Source organism: Pseudomonas sp. H1_A03 (assembly GCF_054685145.1).
In genome coordinates this window covers 2,920,157-2,942,690 of sequence record NZ_CP162829.1, presented here as the reverse complement: position 1 = coordinate 2,942,690, position 22,534 = coordinate 2,920,157, and the positions used below count along the sequence as shown (strand labels likewise).

Below are 22,534 nucleotides of genomic sequence, written 5' to 3'. Positions count from 1 at the left end.
ACATGATGCCTCAAGGCCCTGATACTTCGCAGCTTCAATCAACCTCCACCCCATCACTGAACTGCAACGCCGCCAACCGCGCATACAGCGGATTGCTCGCAATCAACTGCTGATGCGTGCCCACTGCCACCAGCTTGCCTTGGTCCATCACCGCAATCCGATCCGCATTCTTCACGGTCGCCAGTCGATGCGCGATCACCAGCGTGGTACGCCCCTGCATCAATTGCGGCAGCGCTTGCTGGATCAGGTGCTCACTCTGGGCATCAAGCGCGCTGGTGGCTTCGTCCAGCAACAGGATCGGCGCGTCCACCAGCAACGCGCGGGCAATGGCCAGGCGTTGGCGTTGGCCGCCGGAGAGGCCCATGCCGCCGTCGCCGAGATGGGTCTGGTAGCCGTCGGGCATTTGCAGAATGAAGTCGTGGGCATGGGCGATGCGCGCGGCGGCTTCGACGTGTTCCGAAGTGGCTGTCGGGTTGCCATAGCGGATGTTTTCTTCGACGCTGCCGTAGAACAGCGCCGGGCTCTGGGACACCAGGGCGAAGTGACGGCGCAGGTCCATGGGATCGAGATCGGTCAGCGCGTGGCCTTCGAGCAGGATGCGGCCTTGCTGGGGATCGTAGAAACGTAGCAACAGGTCGAAAATCGTCGATTTACCCGCGCCGGACGGGCCGACCAGCGCCAGGGTTTCGCCTGGGTTGATGGTCAGGTTCAAGCCGTCGATGGCGTAGCTGTCCGGCCGTGAAGGGTAGGAGAAGCGCAGGTCCTGCAACTCCAGGCGGCCACTGACCCGCTCGGGCAATTGCACAATGCCAGCGGCCGGCGCCTGGATTTCATTGGTGGACTGCAACAGTTCGCCGATGCGTTCGGCCGCACCGGCGGCACGTTGCAGCTCGCCGAGTACTTCGCTGAGGGTGCCGACGGCGCTGCCGACGATCAGGCTGTAGAACACAAAGGCCGCCAGCTCGCCACCGGAAATGCGCCCGCTGATGACGTCCATGCCGCCGACCCACAACATCACGCCCACGGCGCCGAGCACCAGCATGATCACCAGGGTAATCAGCCAGGCGCGCTGGGTGATGCGTTTACGCGCGGTGGTAAATGCGTCTTCCACGGTCACGGCGAAGCGCTGTTCGTCCTGTACCTGGTGGTTGTACGCCTGCACGGTCTTGATCTGACCGAGGGTCTCGGACACATAGCTGCCCACATCAGCGATGCGGTCCTGGCTTTGTCGCGACAGGCTGCGCACGCGCCGGCCAAAGATCAGGATCGGCGCCAGCACCAGCGGCAGCGCCACCACCACGATACTGGTGAGCTTGGGGTTGGTGACAAACAACAGCACGATGCCACCGATGACCATCAAGGCGTTGCGCAGGAACAGTGACAGCGACGAGCCGATCACCGATTGCAGCAAGGTGGTGTCGGTGGTCAGCCGCGACTGGATCTCCGAACTGCGGTTGTTCTCATAGAAGCCCGGATGCAGGTAGATCAGGTGGTTGAACACCTGCCGACGGATATCCGCCACCACCCGCTCGCCAATCCACGACACCAGGTAAAACCGCGCAAACGTGCCCACCGCCAATCCCAGTACCAGGATCATGAACAGACCGATGGACTGGTTGAGCAGGTGCGGTGACTGGGTCATGAAGCCCTGGTCCACCAGCAGGCGAATGCCCTGCCCCATGGACAAGGTAATACCGGCCGTGACGATAAGCGCCAACAGGGCGCCGAGCGCCTGCCAGCGGTAGGGCGCAATGAAACGGCTGGCCAGGCGAATCGCGCGGCGTTGACGGACTGAGAACATGGAGGGCATCACCAATGAGGAACCTGTACATCAACATTGGGGGAACTTGCGTAAATAACAATGAGTCAGGTTATTTATGCCCCCCGATGCTGGCCCCTAGAGGCTATCGGTCTAACGCCTGGCTGGAAATTTGTATCGGTTTCTGGTCGACTGGGTGTCAGAACCGCTGAACGGGTAGGGAGTTGTAACAGCCCGGTCACGGGAGGGTTTTACAGTAGGTACACAACCTGATGAGGAGACAGGCCATGACCTTGCAAAACAGCAGCGATGCCAAGATTGAAGTGATCCGCCAACCGCAGCAGCTGCCTTGCTCGTACATCGACGCTCAGGGCCGTGAAGTGCAGATCACCGAAGAGATGATCCAGCAAGCGTGCAGCGAACTGGAAGAAAAATTGGTCAAGCCTGCCCAGTAAGGCTAACGCGCCACGCTCTTGCAAACCCGGCCCTGGTGGCCGGGTTTTTTAGTGGCGTTTAAATCGTCTGCGCGCCCAATGCGGAAACGATATTGGCCAGCGCCGTCGACTCTCCGTTGATTCGCACTTTCAAACCGTCGATCTCTCGGCGTGCGGGGTAATGCTTGCGCAGCAGGTCGAAGGCCTTACGCTGTTCGTCCACGGTTCCAACAAGGCTGCGGCGGAAATCCGCATCATCGCGGCGCGGGTCGTACACGCTGCGGCACAGGGTTGCCAGCGCCCAAGCCGGTTCGGTCGACGCGTTCAAATGCACCTCGGCCAGCCACGGCGCGGGCAGCAGATCACTTAATTGGATGCTCGGCGCCTGGCCCAGGTGCGCGCAGAACGCCTGGTAAATCTGCGCCGTGCCGCGCTGCCGGCCTTCCAGGCTATAACCAGCAATATGCGGCGTGGCCAGCACGCACAGGTCCGCCAGGTCGACGTCCACTTGCGGCTCGCCCTCCCATACATCCAGCACCGCTTGCAGGTCTTCGCGCTCCAGCAGTACCTCGCGCAGGGCGGCGTTGTCCACCACTGCGCCACGGCTGGCGTTGATCAGCCAGGTGCCAGGCTTGAGTTGCTCAAGACGCTGGCGGTCGAGCAGGTGCCAGGTAGAGCCATTGCCGGATTTGGTCAGCGGCGTGTGCAGGCTGATCACATCGCATTGCTCAATGATCTGCGCCAGGCTGACGTAATCCCCGTCTTCGGCGATCTGCCGTGGCGGGTCGCAGACCAGTACGTTCCAGCCCAGGCCCTTGAGCACCTTCACCAACCGCCCACCGACTTCACCGGCACCGACCACGCCGTAAGTGCGCTGATTGAGGTCGGCGCCTTCGATTTCAGCCAGGGTCATCAGGCTGCCCAACACATAATCCACAACGCCACGGGCATTGCAGCCGGGGGCGCTGGCCCATTGGATGCCGGCCTGCTTGAAGTAGTCGAGGTCCAGGTGATCGGTGCCGATGGTGCAGGTACCGACAAAGCGCACCGCGCTGCCCTCCAACAGGGCCCGGTTGACGTTGGTCACCGAGCGCACCAGCAACACATCGGCCTGCTCGACTGTAGCGCGGTCGATGGATCGGCCGGGCACGCGGCGAATCTCGCCAATCCCTTGGAAGAATGCATCGAGCAGCGGAATATTTTCGTCGGCAACAATCAGCATGGCAGGCTCCTTTGGCGGACCGGCAGTGTACAGGGATCGCAGCCCGCGCTTACAAATCGCTAACACAGGTTTTTTCCTGACTGATGCGTCAAGGCGTAGAATCCGCCGTCCTTGCGCTGCCTTCTACTGGACACCTGTACGTGAACACTGCCACCGCCACCCTCACCCGCCCCGCCCGCATCAGCCGGGAAGTGCGCGGCCTGTTGACGCTCGCCTTGCCGATCATCATCGGCCAACTGGCCACCACGGCGATGAGCTTTGTCGATGCGGTGATGGCCGGACGCGTCAGCCCCCAGGACTTGGCGGCCGTAGGCCTGGGCAATTCGATCTGGATCCCGGTGTACCTGCTGATGACCGGCACCCTGCTGGCCACCACGCCGAAAGTCGCCCAGCGCTACGGTGCGGGCCAGTTCAGCGAGATCGGACCGCTGGTGCGACAGTCCTTGTGGCTGGCGGTGGTGGTCGGTATCACGGGAGCGCTGCTGTTGCTCTGCGCCGAACCGATCCTGCGTGCGATGAAGGTCGAGCCCGACCTGATCGCGCCGTCCATGGGCTACCTGCATGGCATTGCCGCCGGTATGCCGGCCATTGCGCTGTATTACGTGCTGCGCTGTTTCAGCGATGGCCTGGGCCGCACACGACCGAGCATGGTGATGGGCCTGTGTGGCCTGGCGCTGAACATTCCGCTGAACTACATCTTCATCTACGGTCACCTCGGCCTGCCGGCCATGGGTGGCGTAGGGTGTGGCTGGGCCACAGCCATTGCGATGTGGGTGATGATGCTCGGCCTGGCCGGCTGGACCCGCTGGGGGCCGGCCTACCAGAGCAGCGAATTGTTCAAGCGCTTCGACTGGCCGCAATGGGCGGTGATCAAGCGTGTACTGGGGATTGGCCTACCGATTGGCATCGCGATTTTTGCCGAATCGAGCATTTTCGCGGTCATTGCATTGCTGCTCGGCAGCCTGGGGGCCACGGTGGTATCCGGCCATCAGATCGCCCTGAACGTCAGCTCGCTGGTGTTCATGATCCCCTACTCCTTGAGCATGGCCGTCACCGTGCGCGTCGGCCAAGCCCTGGGCCGTGGCGAACCGCGTGAAGCGCGCTTCGCCGCCGGTGTCGGCATGGGCACTGCGTTGGCGTATGCCTGCGTGTCTTGCAGCCTGATGCTGGTGTTTCGCGAGCAGATTGCGGCGATCTACACCCCGGACCCGGTGGTGATTCACTTAGCGTCGATGTTGATCGTGTTCTCCGCGCTGTTCCAGTTCTCCGACTCGATCCAGGTCACGGCGGCAGGCGCACTGCGTGGCTATCAGGACACCCGCGTGACCATGGTGCTGACCTTGTTCGCGTATTGGGGCGTGGGGCTACCGGTGGGTTACGCCCTGGGCCTGACCGACTGGCTGGGCGAGCCGAGCGGCCCAAGCGGCTTATGGCAAGGGCTGATCGTGGGCCTGAGCTGCGCGGCGGGGATGTTGCTGGTGCGCCTGGCGCGCAGTGCACGCCGGCGCATTCGCGCAGACAAGGCGCGGGGTTAAGCGGACTTCTTGCGGATCCAGTACAGGTACGTACCGGCCTGCTCCTGCTGATCCACCAGTTCGTGGTCAAGAAACACGCAGAACTTGGGGATATCGCGGCGCGTGGACGGGTCGGTCGCGATCACCTTGAGCAAGCCGCCAGGCGGCAGGTCGCGGATGTGCTGGTGCAGCATCATGACCGGTTCCGGGCAGTTGAGGCCGGTGGCGTCCAGCACAGCGTCTACGGGCAAATCGAGGGGCTGATTCATACATCACTCCTGAAACAGACCCGCTCTCCTGTGGGAGCGGGCTTGCCCGCGATAAGGGGCACATTCACTATAAATTTCGACTGTTATACCGCTATCGCGGGCAAGCCCGCTCCCACATTTTGAACTGCGCCGTCAGCGGGTTTTGGGTTTCTTGGCAGTTTCCAACCGACGCAAATGGCAGGTCACTTCCTCACGGTCGTGGTACAGCTGCTTGCAGCCGATCTCCACGCGAATGCCGCGCGCCTTGAAACCGTCTTCGATGCGCTCCAACAAGCGCTTCACTTCGGCGTAACGCTGCTTCATCGGCAGCTTCAAGTTCACCACCGCCTCGCGGCAATGCCCCTCGCCGATCCAGGTTTCCAGCAGCGCGGCGTTACGCGCAGGCTTCTCGACGATATCGCAGACCATCCAGTCCACCGGCTGCTTGGGCACGAAGGTGAAGCCGTCTGCCATCAAATGCTGCACCAGGCCTGTGTCCATCAGGCTTTCAGCCATGGGGCCGTTGTCGATGGCAGTCACCAGCATGCCGCGGTTGACCAGTTGCCAGGTCCAGCCGCCCGGCGCTGCGCCGAGGTCGACGCCGGTCATGTCGCCGTGCAGGCGCTCGTCCCATTGGTCGCGGGGGATAAAGTGGTGCCAGGCCTCTTCCAGCTTGAGGGTCGAGCGGCTGGGCGCGTCACGCGGGAACTTGAGGCGCGGGATGCCCATCGGCCACATGGCCGAGTTGTTCGGCTCGGCCAGGCCCATGAACACTTCACGGCCGCTTTTGAAGGTCAACAGCAGGCGCGGCTTGCTCGGGTCATCCACCAGCTTGCCGGCGTTCAATAAAGCTTTGCGCAGGTGCACTTCGAATTTTTTGCAAAAGTTCGAGAGCTCCTTGCCGTCGTTGGTGTCGACCATTTCCAGCCACAGGCTGCCGCACACCGGGAAACCCTGCAGGTGAGCGAGGATCACGCTGATGCGGTCAGTTTCCGGCAGGTCGATGAATACCCCGCGCGCCCACTGCCTTGGGAAGATCAGCTCGGCAAAGCGCTGGCCGTGCATCAGGCGCTGGGCGCCGTCTTCTTCGGTGCAGACAAATTCGGCGCAAGCGCTGCCGGTCTTGGCCTTGGCGTAGCCGGAAACGTTCAGGCGCGCAGCGTGCTCCGCGATCTCGGAACAGACTTCGCCTTCAAAACCCGGACGGCAGTGCATAAAAAGGGTGTTCATTGAATCTCCTGGCAACTGGGCTTGCTGTAGCGCAAGTCCTGTCATGAAAACGCGCGCATGATAGCCGAGTTCGGAACCTTGGACTTAACGATAGAGTCCAGTTATTAGCCTGCTAATGAAAACAGGGCTAAGTTGAAAGCTCTGTTCGTCCCGTCAGGTCCGTAGCCGTGCGGACCATAAGGAGTCATGTAATGTCATCCCTTGATAGCCTGAGAACCCTTAAAACCCTACAGATCGACGACAAAACCTATCACTACTTCAGCTTGCCCGAAGCCGCCAAGAGCCTGGGTGACCTGGATAAATTGCCCATGTCCCTCAAGGTGCTGCTGGAAAACCTGCTGCGCTGGAAAGACGACAAGACCGTCACCGGCGCCGACCTCAAGGCCATCGCCGCCTGGCTCAAAGAGCGCCAGTCCGACCGCGAGATCCAGTACCGCCCGGCGCGGGTATTGATGCAAGACTTTACCGGTGTGCCCGCCGTGGTCGACCTGGCCGCCATGCGCGCCGCCGTGGCCAAGGCCGGTGGCGACCCGCAGCGTATCAACCCGCTGTCGCCGGTGGACTTGGTGATCGACCACTCGGTGATGGTCGACAAGTTCGGTAACGCCGACGCCTTCGAGCAAAACGTCGACATCGAGATGCAGCGCAACGGCGAACGCTACGCCTTCCTGCGTTGGGGCCAGAGCGCCTTCGATAACTTCAGCGTGGTGCCACCGGGCACTGGCATCTGCCACCAGGTCAACCTCGAATACCTCGGCCGCACCGTATGGACCAAAGACGAAGACGGCCGCACCTACGCCTTCCCCGACACCTTGGTCGGCACTGACTCCCACACCACCATGATCAACGGCCTTGGTGTACTCGGCTGGGGCGTGGGCGGGATCGAAGCGGAAGCGGCGATGCTTGGCCAGCCGGTGTCGATGCTGATCCCCGAAGTGATCGGCTTCAAGCTCACCGGCAAATTGAAGGAAGGCATCACCGCCACCGACTTGGTACTGACCGTGACCCAGATGCTGCGCAAAAAAGGCGTGGTGGGTAAATTCGTCGAGTTCTACGGCGATGGCTTGGCCGACCTGCCCCTGGCCGACCGCGCGACCATTGCCAACATGGCCCCGGAATACGGTGCCACCTGCGGCTTTTTCCCGGTGGATGAGGTAACGCTGGACTACCTGCGTTTGTCCGGCCGACCTACGGAAACCGTAAAACTGGTCGAGGCCTACACCAAGGCGCAGGGCCTGTGGCGCAACGCTGGCCAAGAGCCGGTATTCACCGACAGCCTGGCGCTGGACATGGGCAGCGTCGAAGCCAGCCTGGCCGGGCCAAAACGCCCACAGGACCGCGTGTCGCTGCCAAATGTCGGCCAAGCATTCAGCGACTTCCTCGACCTGCAATTCAAACCCACCAACAAGGAAGAGGGCCGCCTGGAAAGCGAAGGCGGCGGCGGGGTTGCCGTGGGCAATGCTGACCTGGTGGGCGAAACCGACTACGAATACGACGGCCGCACTTACCGCCTGAAAAACGGTGCCGTGGTGATCGCCGCGATCACCTCCTGCACCAACACCTCCAACCCCAGCGTAATGATGGCGGCCGGGCTGGTGGCGAAAAAGGCCGTGGAAAAGGGCCTCACCCGCAAGCCATGGGTAAAAACCTCGCTGGCCCCGGGCTCCAAGGTGGTCACTGATTACTACAAGGCAGCAGGCCTCACCCAATACCTGGATAAACTCGGCTTCGACTTGGTGGGTTACGGTTGCACCACGTGTATCGGTAACTCCGGGCCGTTGCCCGAGCCGATCGAGAAAGCCATCCAGAAGGCTGACCTTGCCGTAGCGTCGGTGCTCTCCGGCAACCGCAACTTCGAAGGCCGCGTGCATCCGCTGGTCAAGACCAACTGGCTGGCCTCACCGCCCCTGGTCGTGGCTTATGCCCTGGCCGGCACCGTGCGTATCGATATCAGCAGCGAACCGCTGGGTAACGATCAGGACGGCAACCCGGTGTACCTCAAGGACATCTGGCCGAGCAGCAAGGAAATCGCCGACGCGGTGGCCCAAGTCAGCACCGGCATGTTCCACAAGGAATACGCCGAGGTGTTTGCCGGTGACGAACAGTGGCAAGCGATTGAAGTGCCGCAAGCCGCGACGTACGTGTGGCAGAAGGACTCCACCTACATCCAGCACCCGCCATTCTTCGATGACATCGCAGGTCCCTTGCCGGTCATCAAGGACGTCCAAGGCGCAAACGTGCTGGCCCTGCTGGGCGATTCGGTCACCACCGACCACATCTCCCCCGCCGGCAACATCAAAACCGACAGCCCTGCAGGCCGTTACCTGCGCGAACAAGGCGTGGAGCCACGCGACTTCAACTCCTATGGCTCACGCCGAGGCAACCATGAAGTGATGATGCGCGGCACCTTTGCCAACATCCGCATCCGCAATGAAATGCTCGGCGGCGAGGAAGGCGGTAATACGCTGTATATCCCTACCGGCGAGAAAATGCCGATCTACGACGCCGCGATGAAATACCAGGCTTCGGGCACGCCGCTGGTGGTGATTGCCGGCCAGGAGTACGGCACAGGCTCAAGCCGTGACTGGGCGGCCAAAGGCACCAACCTGCTGGGTGTGAAGGCGGTGATTGCCGAGAGTTTCGAACGGATTCACCGCTCCAACCTGGTGGGCATGGGCGTGTTGCCGCTGCAGTTCAAGCTGGACCAGAACCGCAAGTCGCTCAAGCTGACGGGCAAGGAGAAGGTCGACATTCTTGGGCTGACGGACGCAGAGATCGTGCCGCGCATGAACCTGACGCTGGTGATTACGCGGGAGGATGGCAGTACAGAGAAGCTAGAGGTGCTGTGCCGGATCGATACGTTGAATGAAGTGGAGTACTTCAAGGCGGGGGGCATCCTGCACTATGTACTGCGCCAACTGATCGCGTCCTAAGCAACACTGCAAATCAAATGTGGGAGCGGGCTTGCTCGCGAATGCGGTGTATCAGTCAAGTATGTATCGACTGACACTCCGCATTCGCGAGCAAGCCCGCTCCCACATTTTTGACCGCACTCCGATCAGAACAACCAGCGCCACAACAGCACCAGCACGACTACCGCCAGCACCGGCCGGGCAATCCGGTAGGCCTTGGGATGCTTGCGCTTCCACTGCTTGACCACACCACTGAACGTGTCGCTGAAGGTCTTGCTCCAGGCATACGCCTGGTTGATCCCGCCAACCCGCTCGTCATCCAGGTTCTGCGGCGCCGTCGCGCGGCCCAACTGCTTGCTGACCCAGCGATTGACGCGGGTCATCACGCGGTTGCTCAGCGGCCGCTCAATGTCGCAAAACAGAATCACACGGGTCTGCTCGGTTTCGTTCTTGACCCAGTGCACGTAGGTTTCGTCGAACATCACGTCGTCACCGTCGCGCCAAGCGTATTCCTCGCCATCAACAAAGATCCGGCAGGCGTCGGAATTCGGCGTGGACAACCCCAGGTGGTAACGCAGCGAGCCGGCAAACGGGTCGCGATGCGGGTTGAGGTGGCTGCCGCCCGGCAACAGCGCAAACATCGCGCCCTTCACGTTAGGAATGCTGCTCACCAGTGCCACGGTTTTCGGGCACAGTGCCTCGGCCGACGGCAGGGGTTTGTCGTACCACTTGAGGTAGAAACGCTTCCAGCCCTTCTTGAAGAACGAACCGAAGCCGGCGTCGTTGTTCTTTTCGGCAGCGCGGATGTAACCCTCGTCGAACAGGTGCATGGCCTCTTCGCGGATCACTTCCCAGTTGTCCTTGAGCACGTCCAGTTCCGGGAACTTGCTGCGGTCCAGGTAAGGTTTGGACGGCACCGCCGAGAACAGGTACATCAAGGCGTTATATGGGGCGAACAGCGCCGAATGGTTGACGAATTGGCGCAACATCGGCAAACGGGCCTTACCGCGCAGGTGCACATACAGCGTGCTGCCAATAAACAACAGCAACACCGACAGTTTGGCGGCCAAAGAAAAGGTCATGCAGCAACTCCTGGAAATAAGCGCCTGGCCAACAGCAGACGTAGCAGCCGGCCATGATAAACATTTGGGCCAGTATGCAGAAGGCCTAGCTCACCTGCGCTGATTCACATCAAGCCTGGTTTTCTTGTTCGGTAAACAAATCGCTGAACAGCATGCTCGACAGGTAACGCTCACCGGAGTCCGGCAGAATCACCACGATCGTCTTGCCTTGCATTTCCGGCTTCTCGGCCAGGCGCACCGCCACGGCCATCGCGGCGCCGCAGGAGATGCCGCACAGAATCCCTTCTTCCTGCATCAAGCGCAGGGCCATGGCTTTGGATTCGTCGTCGGTGACCAGTTCCACGCGGTCGACCATCGACAGGTCGAGGTTTTTCGGCACGAAACCGGCGCCGATGCCCTGGATCTTGTGCGGGCTCGGCTTGATCTCTTCACCGGCCAGCGCCTGGGTGATCACCGGCGACACGATCGGCTCGACGGCCACCGACAGAATCGGCTTGCCCTGAATGTTCTTGATATAGCGCGACACGCCGGTGATGGTGCCGCCGGTCCCCACGCCCGCGACCAGCACGTCCACGGCGCCATCGGTGTCATTCCAGATTTCCGGGCCGGTGGTTTTTTCGTGGATCGCCGGGTTCGCCGGGTTTTCGAATTGAGCCGGCATGAAATAAGTGGCCGGATCGTTGGCGACGATTTCGCCAGCCTTTTCGATAGCGCCCTTCATGCCCTTGGCCGGTTCGGTCAGCACCAATTCTGCCCCCAAGGCCTTAAGCACTTTGCGCCGCTCGATACTCATGGACGCCGGCATGGTCAACAGCAATTTATAGCCACGGGCAGCGGCGACAAACGCCAGGCCGATGCCGGTGTTGCCGGAGGTGGGTTCGACAATGGTCATGCCCGGCTTGAGTTTGCCGTTGCTTTCAGCGTCCCAGATCATGTTTGCGCCAATGCGGCATTTCACCGAGTAACCCGGGTTACGCCCCTCGATCTTGGCCAGAATGGTCACGCCACGCGGTGCGATCCGGTTGATCTGAACCAGGGGCGTGTTACCGATGGAGTGCGCGTTGTCTGCAAAGATACGGCTCATGACGGGTCCTATTTGGCAGTTTCCAGAAAGGACCAAGGGTATGCCTCACCTCTCGAAGCGTCCAGTCGGAGGAACGTTGGCGCATTCAAAACAGTCAATCTCCTAACTGTCAGGAGATCTGCACCATGAAACGTCGTTACAGTTGGCCGCTATGGACCGTCGCCGGGCTGGTGGTGGTACTGGTTGCCTTGAACATCGCGCTGCCCTATCTGGTGCGCAACTATTTGAATGAAAAGCTCGCCGACATGGGTGACTACCGTGGCGAAGTCACCGATGTGGACTTGGCGTTGTGGCGCGGAGCCTATCGCATCAATGGCCTGAAGATCGTCAAGGTCGACGGCAAGGTGCCCGTACCGTTCGTCAACGCGCCGTTGATCGAATTTGCCGTGAGCTGGCACTCGTTGTGGTACGACCATGCGGTGGTCGCCGAGGGGCATTTCGTCAAGCCGGAGGTCAACTTCGTCGACGGCGGCGCCAACAAGCAGGCGTCACAGACGGGTAAAGGCACCGACTGGCAGGAACAGTTGAGCAAACTGCTGCCGATCACCCTGAATGAAATGCGCATTGAAGACGGCAAGATTTCGTTCCACAACTTCAATTCCAAACCGCCGGTGAACATCAACGCCACCTCGGTCAACGCCAGTTTCTACAACCTCACCAACGTGGTGGACGTCAAAGGCAAGCGCGACGCACGCTTCGAAGGCAAGGCCTTGCTGCAAGGCCAGGCGCCACTGGAGGCCACGGCGACGTTTGATCCGCTGAGCGACTTTGAAGAATTCGAGTTTCGCTTCCGCGCCCGCGACCTGCAGCTCAAGCGCATGAATGACTTCGCCTCGGCCTACGGCAAGTTCGACTTCAAGGCCGGCACTGGCGACGTGGTGATCGAAGCCCAGGCCGAAAAAGGCCAACTCACGGGTTACATCAAACCGCTGCTGCGCAACGTGGAAGTGTTCGACTGGAAGCAGGACGTGGAGAACAAGGACAAGAACATCTTCCGCTCGATCTGGGAAGCCGTGGTCGGCGCCAGTGAGACGGTGCTGAAAAACCAGAGCAAAAACCAGTTCGCCACCCGCGTCGAGCTCAGTGGCAGCGTGCACCAGCAGGATGTCAGCGCGTTCTCGGCCTTTATCTCGATTTTGCGTAATGGATTCATCCAGGCATTCAATGCGCGATATGAACAGCCCAAGCCCTCAGCGGATTAGGCCTGACTGACCATTCAGAGACTGAATAGCCCGTCTGCGTTCACAGTCGCCGGGGCTGCGCGGTATAGTCCGGCCATTGATGAATTCGAGGAAATACCGATGAAGTTCGAAGGCACCCAGGCCTACGTTGCCACCGACGACCTGAAACTGGCCGTCAACGCCGCCATCACCCTGGAGCGGCCGCTGCTGGTCAAGGGCGAGCCTGGCACGGGCAAGACCATGCTTGCCGAGCAACTGGCCGAATCCTTCGGTGCCAAGCTGATCACCTGGCACATCAAGTCCACCACCAAGGCCCATCAGGGCCTCTACGAGTACGACGCGGTCAGCCGCCTGCGCGACTCGCAACTGGGCGTGGACAAGGTGCACGACGTGCGCAACTACTTGAAGAAGGGCAAGCTCTGGGAAGCCTTCGAGTCCGAAGAGCGGGTAATCCTGCTGATCGATGAAATCGACAAGGCCGACATCGAATTCCCCAACGACCTGCTGCAAGAACTCGACAAGATGGAGTTCTACGTCTACGAAATCGACGAGACCATCAAGGCGAAGAAGCGCCCGATCATCATCATTACCTCCAACAACGAAAAAGAGCTGCCGGACGCGTTCCTGCGCCGCTGCTTCTTCCATTACATTGCCTTCCCCGACCGCACCACCCTGCAAAAAATCGTCGATGTGCACTACCCCGACATCAAAAAAGACCTGGTCAGCGAAGCGCTGGACGTGTTCTTCGACGTGCGCAAAGTACCCGGCCTGAAGAAAAAACCGTCCACCTCCGAACTGGTCGACTGGCTCAAACTGCTGATGGCCGACAACATCGGCGAAGCCGTGCTGCGCGAGCGCGACCCGACCAAGGCCATCCCGCCGCTGGCCGGTGCGCTGGTGAAGAACGAGCAAGACGTGCAGTTGCTGGAGCGTCTGGCGTTCATGAGCCGTCGCGGTAATCGCTGATGCTGCTCAACCTGTTCAACGAGATGCGCGCCGCCAAGGTGCCGGTGTCGGTGCGCGAGCTGCTCGACCTGATCAACGCGCTGAAACAGCGCGTGACCTTCGCCGACATGGACGAGTTTTACTACTTGGCCCGGGCGATATTGGTGAAGGACGAGCGGCATTTCGACAAGTTTGACCGCGCCTTCGGTGCGTATTTCAACGGCCTGGAAAAACTCGACGACCACCTGCAGGCACTGATCCCCGAAGACTGGTTGCGCAAGGAGTTCGAACGCTCGCTGAGCGATGAAGAGCGCGCGCAAATCCAGTCCCTCGGCGGCCTCGACAAGCTGATCGAAGAATTCAAGAAACGCCTGGAAGAACAGAAGGAACGCCACGCCGGCGGCAACAAGTGGATTGGTACCGGCGGCACCAGCCCGTTCGGTTCCGGCGGCTACAACCCCGAGGGTATTCGTGTCGGCGATGCCGGCAAGCGCCAGGGCAAGGCGGTGAAAGTCTGGGACCAGCGCGAATACAAGAACCTCGACGACCAGGTCGAGCTGGGCACGCGCAACATCAAGATCGCGCTGCGTCGCCTGCGCAAATTCGCGCGCCAGGGTGCGGCGGAAGAGTTGGACATCGACGGCACCATCGACCACACCGCCCGCGATGCCGGGCTGTTGAATATCCAGATGCGCCCGGAGCGGCGTAACACCATCAAGCTGTTGCTGCTGTTCGATATCGGCGGCTCGATGGATGCCCATGTGAAAATCTGCGAAGAGCTGTTCTCCGCGTGCAAGACCGAGTTCAAACACCTGGAGTACTTCTACTTCCACAACTTTGTGTACGAATCGGTGTGGAAGAACAACCTGCGCCGCACGTCCGAACGCACGTCAACCCAGGACCTGCTGCACAAGTATGGCGCTGATTACAAAGTGATCTTTATCGGCGACGCGTCGATGGCGCCGTATGAGATTACCCAGGCGGGTGGCAGCGTTGAGCACTGGAATGAAGAGCCGGGGTATGTGTGGATGCAGCGTTTCATGGCCAAGTACAAGAAGCTGATCTGGATTAACCCGTATCCGAAGGACACCTGGGGGTATACGGCGTCGACGGGGATTGTGCGGGAGCTGGTCGAGGATCAGATGTATCCGTTGACCCTGCGCGGGTTGGAAGAAGGGATGCGGTTTCTCTCTAAATAGATGGAGATCCAAATGTGGGAGCGGGCTTGCTCGCGAATGCGGTATGTCAGTCAGCAGTTTCGGCGACTGAGACACCGCATTCGCGAGCAAGCCCGCTCCCACATTTTGGATTGCGGCGTTATCTAAATCGGCGCAAAAAGTCGATGTGCTGCCGATGCGCCGTCTCCTGCACGACCGGCGCCAACCTCACCTTCTCCCCCGGCAAACACTGCGCCAGCCGCGCCAGCGACAGCGGCGTCAACGCCCCCAGGCGCGGATACCCCCCAATCGTCTGCCGATCATTAAGCAACACAATCGGCTGCCCATCCGGCGGCACCTGGATCGCCCCCAGCGGAATCCCCTCGGAAATCAGCGACGGCCCTTGATACTGCAACGGCGTGCCCAGCAAGCGCATGCCCATGCGGTCAGCACGACTGTCGAGGGCCCATTCGGTGTTGAACGCGTCGAACAGGCTTTGGCCGCTGAACTGGCCGATCTGCGCGCCGACAATCACGTCCAGCGGTTTACCGGATGGCACCTCCGGGGCACTCAGCACCTTCATTGCACCGCCTGTACCGGAATAGGCCAAGCGCCCGCCTTCGGCCAGCGCCTTGCCAAAACCGTCTACCCCGCCCAATTCCTCGCGCACAACGGTGGCGCAGCTGCCGAGCACATCCGGCGCATCAAACCCGCCCGGTGCTGCCAAGTACGCCCGCGCCCCACTGAAGGGCTGGGTGAAGCGCAAACGCTGGCCCTTTTGCAGGATAAAACTGCGGCCGGGGCTGATAGCGCGCTCGTCGACATACGCGCCCAGGTCCGCACCGGCCAGAGCCAGCAGGCAATAATCCTCGGCTTGCACGGTAAAGCCGCCGAGGGTGATTTCCACCACTGGCGCGTCCAGTGCGTTGCCCAGCAGCCAGTTGGCCCAGGACATCGACACCCAATCCAGCGCGCCGCCCTGGGTCACGCCCAAGTGGCGCACGCCAAAGCGACCGGCGTCCTGCAGCAGGCACAGCGACGTGCTGGCCTCGATGATCAAGCGGCTCATGCCTGCGCCTCCAACGGCGTGTCATCGCCACCTAATTTGATGAATTGGGCGTGATCGACCGGTTCAAAACGTACGGTGTCGCCCGGCTGCATCAGGCTGTAGCCGTCGCGATCGCGGTCGAACAGCTTGGCCGGGGTGCGGCCGATCAGGTTCCAGCCGCCCGGGGATACCACCGGGTAGGCGGCAGTTTGCCGTTCGGCGATGCCCACGCTGCCGGCTGCCACGCGCTTGCGCGGGGTGCTGAGGCGTGGCGTGGCGAGGATTTCATCCACCAGCCCCATAAAGGCAAAGCCAGGCGCGAAGCCAAGGGCGAACACCTGATATTCGTGGGCGCTGTGGCGGCGGATCACGTCGTCGATGGCCAGCCCGCTGCGCTGGCTGAGCAAGGTCAATTCCGGGCCGACGCTCAGGTCGTACCACACCGGCAGCACATGCCGCTGGCCGCCGCCCTGGGCTTGCGGTTGCAGGTCGGTGAGGGCGTGAGTGATCAGCTCCCGTGCCTGGGCTGGGCTCAATGCGCAGAGGTCGTAATGCACCATCAAGGTGGTGTAGGACGGCACCAGGTCCACCAGTGCCGCGCCAAAAGCGCTGCGCAGGCGCTGCGTAGCCGCGAGCATCCACGGCATATTGGCTTCGGCGATCACATCGAACAGACGCACCATCAGGCCGTCAATGGCCACCACTTCAATCCGTGGCTTCATGCTGGTTTCAACGCCTCGCGGATGCGCTGTACCGCCGCGACCGAACTGGCGTTGTCGCCGTGCACGCACAGGGTATTGGCCTGTAAGACCAGCGGGCTGCCGTCGCTGGCGGTGAGTGCTTCGCCACGGGAAATGGTCAGGGCCTGCTGCACGATGGTCTCGGAATCGTGGTGCACCGCGCCGGGCAACTGGCGGGACACCAGATGGCCATTGTTGTCGTAGGCCCGGTCGGCGAAGGCTTCGAACCACAGGGTCACCCCATATTCGTTACCCAACGCCTGGGCCACGCTGTTGTCGCGAGTGGCCAGCAGCATCAGCGGCAGCTCGCCATAAGCGGCGACGGCCTGGATCACGGCGCGCAACTGCACAGGGTTGGCCATCATGTCGTTGTACATCGCGCCGTGGGGTTTGACGTAGCTGACCCGCCCGCCTTGCGCCCGGCAGATACCTTCAAGGGCGCCGATCTGATAATGCAACAGGTCCTGGATTTCCTGCGGCGTGTAAGCCATGGAGCGACGGCCGAAGCCTTGCAGGTCCTGGTAGGCCGGGTGCGCGCCGATTTGCACGCCGTGCTTGAGCGCCAGGCTGACGGTTTTGCGCATGATGCTCGGGTCGCCGGCATGAAAGCCGCACGCCACGTTGGCGCAATCAATGAACGGCATGACCTCGGCGTCCAGACCCATGGTCCAGTTGCCGAAGCTTTCGCCAATATCGCAATTCAGTAGCAAGCGGCTCACGGTAGGTGCTCCTGTAGGCTTTGTTTTTTTGTAGTGTGGGATTTTTTACGCAGAACTCGCAACTTGTCCTGACACCCCAACGGCGCTTATCGTGGAATAGCTCGATTTTTGGCGCTGGCCCGGTGCGGCGTCCAACTAATAAAAACCGATCCATGCATAAGAAAAAGTTGATCCCATGAATTTGAAGTTCCTCGAAACCTTCGTCTGGGTGGCCAAGCTCAAGAGCTTCCGCCTGACCGCCGAGAAGTTGTTCACCACCCAGGCCTCGATCTCAAGCCGCATTGCCGTGCTGGAAAGCGAGCTGGGGGTGAAGTTGTTTCTGCGCGACTCTCGCGGCGTGAGCCTGACCCCGGAAGGCTTGAAGGTACTCGATTATGCCGAGCAGATGATGGTGACGATGCAGGGGTTGAAGCAATCCCTGGAGACCACCAGCAGCAAGGTCGGGCGCATCCGCATCGGCGCCATGGACACGGTGATCCACACGTGGCTCAGCCCGCTGGTGGCGGAACTGATGGACCATTTCCCATTGGTAGAAATCGAATTGGTCGCCGATACCGCGCTGAACCTCAGCGATCAGCTGCAAAAAGGCTTTCTCGACCTGATCCTGCAAACCGACCTGCTGCGCCTCGAAACCGTACGCAGCCTGGAGCTTGCCAGCCACCCCATGGCCTGGATCGTCGCCAGCCAGTCGATCTACAACCGGGATTACGCCTCCCTCGCCGAACTGGCCCAGGAGCGCATCATCACCTACTCGAAAAATTCCCACCCGCACCAGGACGTCATCAGCCTGATGCAGGCCAACGGCGTGGCCGCGCCGCGGATGAACTGCGTGAACTCGGTGTCGGCGATTACCCGCTTGCTGCGCGATGGCTTTGGGATTGGCGCGTTGCCGCCGGTGCTGGTCAGCGAAGAGCTGGCGCGCGGGGAATTGGTGATGTTGCCGATGGCGCAGCGCTTGCCGAACTTGCAGGTGGTGGTGTCGTGGCGCGTGGGGGTGGAGTTGGTGGAGGAGATTGTGGGGTTGTGTCAGAAAGTCGTTGCCCGCTATGCCGGGGAAATCGGCGAGGAGCGGATGGTGCTGGCTCAACTCGATTAAAACTGTGGGAGCTGGCTTGCCTGCGATAGCCATCGGTATCTACACATTCTAAATGTGATATCGCGTAGCAGCTGTCGAGCCTTGGCGAGGCTGCGTTTGCGGTCTGTTTGATACACCGCTGACGCAGCCTCGCCAAGCTCGACAGCTGCTACGCAGAGACTCGCTATACCTCTGCGGCCAGCTCCCACATTTGACCGCGTCGGTCTTTAGAGGCCTTTGAGGTCACGCTCTTCAATCGGCCGGCTCTGGCGCAGGCGCTTGCCGCCCAACACCACCCAGTCGATCAGGCGGAACAGGCATTCGATGCCAAACGACAACAGCATCGCCCCGCCCAACCCCCAGCCCATGGCTTCGGGGGTCAGCAGGATCTGGTAGCTGTAGCCATTCCAGGTTTCCTGGCGAATATCCGGGTCCGCCGCCACCGCCACTTGCAGGGCGCGAATGTACCAAGGCCCTTGCATCGCCTGGAACTGCTTGTCCAACGCCACTTGGCGGTCAAGCATGGCGCCCAGGCTGTTGGCGTCGCTCTGGAACACAGGATCATCGCTGGCGCGGTAATGCGCCACCAACGCCTGCAAGTCACCGTTGAAGAACTGCCGCGCGGTGGTTTCGAACCCGCTCAGGCCGGTCTGGGCCTCGATCAGGTGAGCCTCGACGCGCTTGGCGTAGTCGTTGATAAACCCGGGCACTTGCACGCCGACCAACAGGCCGATGGCAAACAGCACCAACCGCAGATAACTGAGCAACATGGTCGATATCCTTACTCGGTGATGCCCTGGCTGACGCATTCACCGCGTCGCCACAGGCTCCATTGGCCCGGTTCGTAACGGGTCCAGTTTTCGTTGTCGGTCAAAGGCTCGGTGGCGATCACGGTGACGACATCATTGGGTGTGGTTTCGGCCTGAAAATCGACGATCACGTCGACATCTTTCAAGCGCGCCGGCCCAAAAGGTGCGCGGCGGGTAATCTGCGCCAATTTGGTCGAGCAGTAGCAAAACAGCCAGTCGCCATCGCTGAGCAGGCCGTTGAACACACCTTTGCTGCGGTACTCGGAACAGGCGGCAATCAGGTCCGGCAAGACTTTCTCAATCTCCACCGGCTCAGGAAAGGCTTCGCGCAGGCGATTGAGCAAATCGCAGAACGCCGCTTCGCTGTCGGTATCGCCCACCGGGCGGTAGAACGTGGCGCGGGGATTGAAGTCTGCCAGCTGGCCGTTATGCGCGAAGCACCAGTTGCGCCCCCACAGTTCGCGCACGAACGGATGGGTATTGGCCAGGCTGACCTTGCCGACGTTGGCCTGGCGAATATGGCCAATCACCACTTCACTTTTGATCGGGTAACGCTGCACCAGCAACGCGACTTCCGACTCACTGCTCGCGGCCGGGTCCTGGAACAAGCGCAGGCCACGCCCTTCATAAAACGCAATGCCCCAACCGTCGCGGTGCGGGCCGGTGCGCCCACCGCGCTGCATCAGCCCGGTAAAGCTGAACACGATGTCGGTGGGGACGTTGGCACTCATGCCCAATAATTCACACATGCCAGGGCTCTCGCTACAACGTTAAAGGCGCGGTTCGACCCGCATACCGCTCACAGGCGCAGGACGGCGGAAAGGCACGTCATCGTCATCGCTTTCAGGTTCAGCGGCCAGTGCCGCATCGGCGGCGGCCTTGCGCTCACGGCGGGCGTTGGCGGCGCGCTCGATGGGCCAGCGGATCAATACGATCACGAGGTACACGCCAAAGGCGATCATGGTGTACATGAACAAATCGGAAATGGCCCGCCAGGCGTTGTTGCCGACCTTGAGCACCAGGTCCAGGGCGGTAATGGCCACGGCCGGCGCGAACTGGGTCTTGACCGGATCGACGATGGTCGGGCTGAACAGCAGCACCGCCATCAGCAGTTGCAACGGCTCGCGCAGCCAGCGCCAGATCCAGCGGGTCATGCGCCACCACACCAACAGGCAGCCCAAGGCAGCGAAGGCGTAAAGGCCCCAAGCGGTCAGATAGTCGTTCTCGGTCATGGTGTCCATGGCAAGGTTGGCAAACAGGCGGCTATGATAACGGCTTTTGCGTGTCGCGGCTGCAATGCCTGCCACCGTCTGCCAGATAGAGAATAATCCATGCCTATGTCGACACCCCCGATTGCCCGCAAGGCCCAAGGCCCAGATCCGTACGCCTGGCTGCAAACGCGTGACAGCGCTGAGGTGCTCGATTACCTCAAGGCCGAAAACGCCTGGCAGGAAGCCCAGCTCGCCGACCAGCAGGCGCTGCGCGAGAGCCTGTTCGAGGAGATCAAGGGGCGCATTCTCGAGACTGACCTGTCGCTGCCCTCGCCCTGGGGACCGTATCTGTACTACACCCGCACCACCGCCGGTGACGAATACGCCCGCCACTACCGCTGCCGCCGCCCGGACGACGACAGCAACCAAGTGGATGACAGCAGCGAAGAATTGCTGCTCGACCCGAATGTACTGGCCAATGGCGGCTTCTTCTCCCTTGGCGCGTTCAGCATCAGCCCCGACCACCAGCGCCTGGCCTACAGCCTCGATACCAGCGGTGAAGAGGTCTACACCCTGTACGTGAAGGAATTGGCCAGTGGCAAGGTCAGTGAACTGGAGTTCCAGGACTGCGACGGCAGCATGACCTGGGCCAATGACAGCCTGACCCTGTTCTTCGGCGAATTGGACGACACCCACCGTCCGCACAAGCTCTACCGCTATCGCCTGGATGGCACGGCGGCGCAGGAAGTGTTCCATGAGCCGGACGGGCGTTTCTTCCTGTATTGCTACCGCTCCAGCTCCGAGCGCCAGTTGCTGCTGGCCCTGGGCAGCAAGACCACCAGCGAAATCTGGGCGCTGGACGCCGACCAGCCGCAGCTGGACTTTACCTGCCTGGCGCCACGGGTCGAAGACCATGAATACGATGTCGACCACGGTCAGTTGAATGGCGCGTGGACCTGGTTTATCCGCAGCAACCGTGATGGCATCAACTACGCATTGTTCGTGGCGACCGACATTGGCGACGTGCCGACCGAGGCAGAGTGGCAAAACCTGATCCCCCACAGCGATGACGTCATGCTCGACGGCGTGAGCCTGAATGCCCGCGCCATGACCCTGAGCCTGCGCATAGGTGGGCTGCCCGTGATCGAAGTTCACCCGCAAGGCGTGCCAGCTTATCGAGTGGAATTGCCCGACGCCGCCTACAGCCTCTACGTTCAAAACAGCCTGGAATTTGTCAGCGATAAGATACGCCTGCGCTATGAGGCGCTTAACCGCCCGGCCCAGGTTCGCCAGCTGGAACTGGCTAACGGCGCACAGCAGGTGCTCAAGGAAACCCCGGTGCTTGGCGTGTTCAATGCCGACGATTACGTCAGCCAGCGCCTGTGGGCGACTTCGGCGGACGGCACACAGGTGCCGATCAGCCTGGTGGTCAAGCGCGACCAGTTGGGCAAGCCGGTGCCGCTGTACCTGTACGGCTATGGCGCCTACGGTTCGAGCCTCGACCCGTGGTTTTCCCACGCACGCCTGAGCCTGCTCGACCGTGGCGTGGCCTTCGCCATTGCGCATGTGCGCGGCGGCGGTGAGCTGGGCGAGGCCTGGTACCGCAATGGCAAGCAGGAGCACAAGCAGAACACCTTCAGCGACTTTATCGCCTGCGCCGAACACTTGATCGCCAAGGGCGTGACCACCTCCAAACAACTGGCAATCAGCGGCGGCAGTGCCGGCGGCCTGTTGATCGGCGCCGTGCTTAACCAGCGTCCGGCGCTGTTCCAGGCGGCGATTGCCGAAGTGCCTTTCGTCGACGTGCTTAACACCATGCTCGACCCGGAATTGCCGTTGACCATCACCGAGTACGACGAGTGGGGCAACCCGCAAGAGCCCGAGGTGTATGCGCGCATCAAGGCCTATGCGCCGTACGAAAACGTCAGCGCCCAAGCCTACCCGGCCATGCTGGTGATCGCCGGCTACAACGACAGTCGCGTGCAGTATTGGGAAGCGGCCAAGTGGGTGGCCAAGCTGCGCGACACCAAGACGGACGACAACCTGTTGCTGCTCAAGACCGAATTGGGCGCCGGCCATGGTGGCATGAGCGGTCGTTACCAGGGATTACGTGACGTAGCACTCGAATATGGCTTTGTGTTCAAGGCACTGGGGCTGGTTTAAG

At 61.2% G+C, this 22,534-nt stretch carries 20 protein-coding genes; 8 read left to right on the top strand and 12 right to left on the bottom strand.

What is annotated here, in order from left to right; translation table 11 throughout:
• Positions 1-34: 34 nt before the first annotated feature.
• A complete protein-coding gene (locus tag AB4O35_RS13585) occupies positions 35-1,810 on the bottom strand; it encodes an ABC transporter transmembrane domain-containing protein (RefSeq protein ID WP_175403046.1) in 1,776 nt (591 codons plus the stop codon).
• 236 nt (positions 1,811-2,046) lie between these two features.
• On the opposite strand from AB4O35_RS13585, the gene AB4O35_RS13580 reads away from it, so the two are divergent.
• On the top strand, positions 2,047-2,214 hold the full coding sequence (locus AB4O35_RS13580; RefSeq protein ID WP_175403047.1) for a PA1571 family protein: 168 nt from the start codon (positions 2,047-2,049) through the stop codon (positions 2,212-2,214).
• 58 nt (positions 2,215-2,272) lie between these two features.
• On the opposite strand, the gene pdxB is transcribed toward AB4O35_RS13580, so the two are convergent.
• Positions 2,273-3,415 (bottom strand): 4-phosphoerythronate dehydrogenase PdxB, encoded by a 1,143-nt coding sequence (gene pdxB / locus AB4O35_RS13575; RefSeq protein WP_065946149.1) that lies wholly within the window; start codon positions 3,413-3,415, stop codon positions 2,273-2,275.
• Between the two features lie 140 nt (positions 3,416-3,555).
• On the opposite strand from pdxB, the gene AB4O35_RS13570 reads away from it, so the two are divergent.
• Positions 3,556-4,950, top strand: coding sequence for an MATE family efflux transporter (locus AB4O35_RS13570; protein WP_065874827.1), 1,395 nt, complete (start codon positions 3,556-3,558; stop codon positions 4,948-4,950).
• Here AB4O35_RS13570 and tusA read toward each other — a convergent pair.
• Together tusA and rlmM are read right to left on the bottom strand one after the other, a co-directional pair.
• Complete coding sequence (tusA, locus tag AB4O35_RS13565; RefSeq protein ID WP_065874826.1) at positions 4,947-5,198, bottom strand: sulfurtransferase TusA; 252 nt, start codon at positions 5,196-5,198, stop codon at positions 4,947-4,949. The two genes, AB4O35_RS13570 and tusA, sit on opposite strands and share 4 nt — an antisense overlap.
• A gap of 132 nt (positions 5,199-5,330) precedes the next feature.
• Positions 5,331-6,407 carry a 23S rRNA (cytidine(2498)-2'-O)-methyltransferase RlmM gene (rlmM, locus tag AB4O35_RS13560; protein WP_065874825.1) on the bottom strand — a complete coding sequence of 359 codons (1,077 nt, stop codon included), beginning with the start codon at positions 6,405-6,407 and terminating at the stop codon, positions 5,331-5,333.
• Positions 6,408-6,598: 191 nt separating this feature from the next.
• Here rlmM and acnA point away from each other — a divergent pair, with 191 nt between their 5' ends.
• Positions 6,599-9,340, top strand: coding sequence for an aconitate hydratase AcnA (gene acnA, locus AB4O35_RS13555; RefSeq protein ID WP_065946150.1), 2,742 nt, complete (start codon positions 6,599-6,601; stop codon positions 9,338-9,340).
• Between the two features lie 125 nt (positions 9,341-9,465).
• Here the strand turns inward: acnA and AB4O35_RS13550 are convergent, their stop codons facing one another.
• Together AB4O35_RS13550 and cysK are read right to left on the bottom strand one after the other, a co-directional pair.
• Complete coding sequence (locus tag AB4O35_RS13550; protein WP_065874823.1) at positions 9,466-10,401, bottom strand: aspartyl/asparaginyl beta-hydroxylase domain-containing protein; 936 nt, start codon at positions 10,399-10,401, stop codon at positions 9,466-9,468.
• A gap of 109 nt (positions 10,402-10,510) precedes the next feature.
• Complete coding sequence (gene cysK, locus AB4O35_RS13545) at positions 10,511-11,485, bottom strand: cysteine synthase A (RefSeq protein WP_065874822.1); 975 nt, start codon at positions 11,483-11,485, stop codon at positions 10,511-10,513.
• Positions 11,486-11,610: 125 nt separating this feature from the next.
• On the opposite strand from cysK, the gene AB4O35_RS13540 reads away from it, so the two are divergent.
• The 3 genes from AB4O35_RS13540 (at position 11,611) to AB4O35_RS13530 (ending at position 14,810) form a co-directional block, all read left to right on the top strand.
• The gene (locus tag AB4O35_RS13540; protein WP_049709445.1) at positions 11,611-12,687 is read left to right on the top strand and encodes a DUF748 domain-containing protein; all 1,077 of its coding nucleotides are present in this window, start codon (positions 11,611-11,613) and stop codon (positions 12,685-12,687) included.
• A gap of 99 nt (positions 12,688-12,786) precedes the next feature.
• The gene (locus AB4O35_RS13535) at positions 12,787-13,632 is read left to right on the top strand and encodes an AAA family ATPase (RefSeq protein WP_003210690.1); all 846 of its coding nucleotides are present in this window, start codon (positions 12,787-12,789) and stop codon (positions 13,630-13,632) included.
• Positions 13,632-14,810, top strand: coding sequence for a vWA domain-containing protein (locus AB4O35_RS13530; protein ID WP_049709446.1), 1,179 nt, complete (start codon positions 13,632-13,634; stop codon positions 14,808-14,810). The genes AB4O35_RS13535 and AB4O35_RS13530 overlap by 1 nt, the downstream gene beginning before the upstream one ends.
• 118 nt (positions 14,811-14,928) lie before the next feature.
• Here the strand turns inward: AB4O35_RS13530 and AB4O35_RS13525 are convergent, their stop codons facing one another.
• Genes AB4O35_RS13525 through AB4O35_RS13515 form a run of 3 tightly spaced genes read right to left on the bottom strand, consistent with a single transcriptional unit; the run spans position 14,929 to position 17,275 of the window.
• Positions 14,929-15,837, bottom strand: coding sequence for a 5-oxoprolinase subunit C family protein (locus AB4O35_RS13525; RefSeq protein WP_065946152.1), 909 nt, complete (start codon positions 15,835-15,837; stop codon positions 14,929-14,931).
• Entirely contained in the window at positions 15,834-16,538 is a 705-nt protein-coding gene (locus AB4O35_RS13520; protein WP_065874820.1) for a 5-oxoprolinase subunit B family protein, read from the bottom strand. Before AB4O35_RS13520 ends, AB4O35_RS13525 begins: the two co-directional genes overlap by 4 nt.
• Positions 16,535-17,275 carry a 5-oxoprolinase subunit PxpA gene (locus tag AB4O35_RS13515; protein WP_065874819.1) on the bottom strand — a complete coding sequence of 247 codons (741 nt, stop codon included), beginning with the start codon at positions 17,273-17,275 and terminating at the stop codon, positions 16,535-16,537. Before AB4O35_RS13515 ends, AB4O35_RS13520 begins: the two co-directional genes overlap by 4 nt.
• Positions 17,276-17,450: 175 nt before the next feature.
• On the opposite strand from AB4O35_RS13515, the gene AB4O35_RS13510 reads away from it, so the two are divergent.
• Positions 17,451-18,371: a LysR family transcriptional regulator gene (locus tag AB4O35_RS13510; protein WP_065946153.1), complete on the top strand. Its 921-nt coding sequence runs from the start codon at positions 17,451-17,453 to the stop codon at positions 18,369-18,371.
• Positions 18,372-18,577: 206 nt separating this feature from the next.
• Here AB4O35_RS13510 and AB4O35_RS13505 read toward each other — a convergent pair whose 3' ends face one another.
• Genes AB4O35_RS13505 through AB4O35_RS13495 form a run of 3 tightly spaced genes read right to left on the bottom strand, consistent with a single transcriptional unit; the run spans position 18,578 to position 20,466 of the window.
• Positions 18,578-19,120, bottom strand: a complete 543-nt coding sequence (locus tag AB4O35_RS13505) for a DUF2937 family protein (protein ID WP_049709451.1) — start codon at positions 19,118-19,120, stop codon at positions 18,578-18,580.
• An 11-nt stretch (positions 19,121-19,131) separates the two neighbouring features.
• A complete protein-coding gene (locus AB4O35_RS13500; protein WP_065946154.1) occupies positions 19,132-19,908 on the bottom strand; it encodes a class II glutamine amidotransferase in 777 nt (258 codons plus the stop codon).
• A gap of 21 nt (positions 19,909-19,929) precedes the next feature.
• Positions 19,930-20,466 (bottom strand): MFS transporter, encoded by a 537-nt coding sequence (locus AB4O35_RS13495; RefSeq protein WP_065882151.1) that lies wholly within the window; start codon positions 20,464-20,466, stop codon positions 19,930-19,932.
• 24 nt (positions 20,467-20,490) lie between these two features.
• Between AB4O35_RS13495 and AB4O35_RS13490 the strand changes: the two genes are divergently transcribed.
• A complete protein-coding gene (locus AB4O35_RS13490; protein WP_065946155.1) occupies positions 20,491-22,533 on the top strand; it encodes a S9 family peptidase in 2,043 nt (680 codons plus the stop codon).
• The last annotated feature ends 1 nt before the right edge of the window (position 22,534 follow it).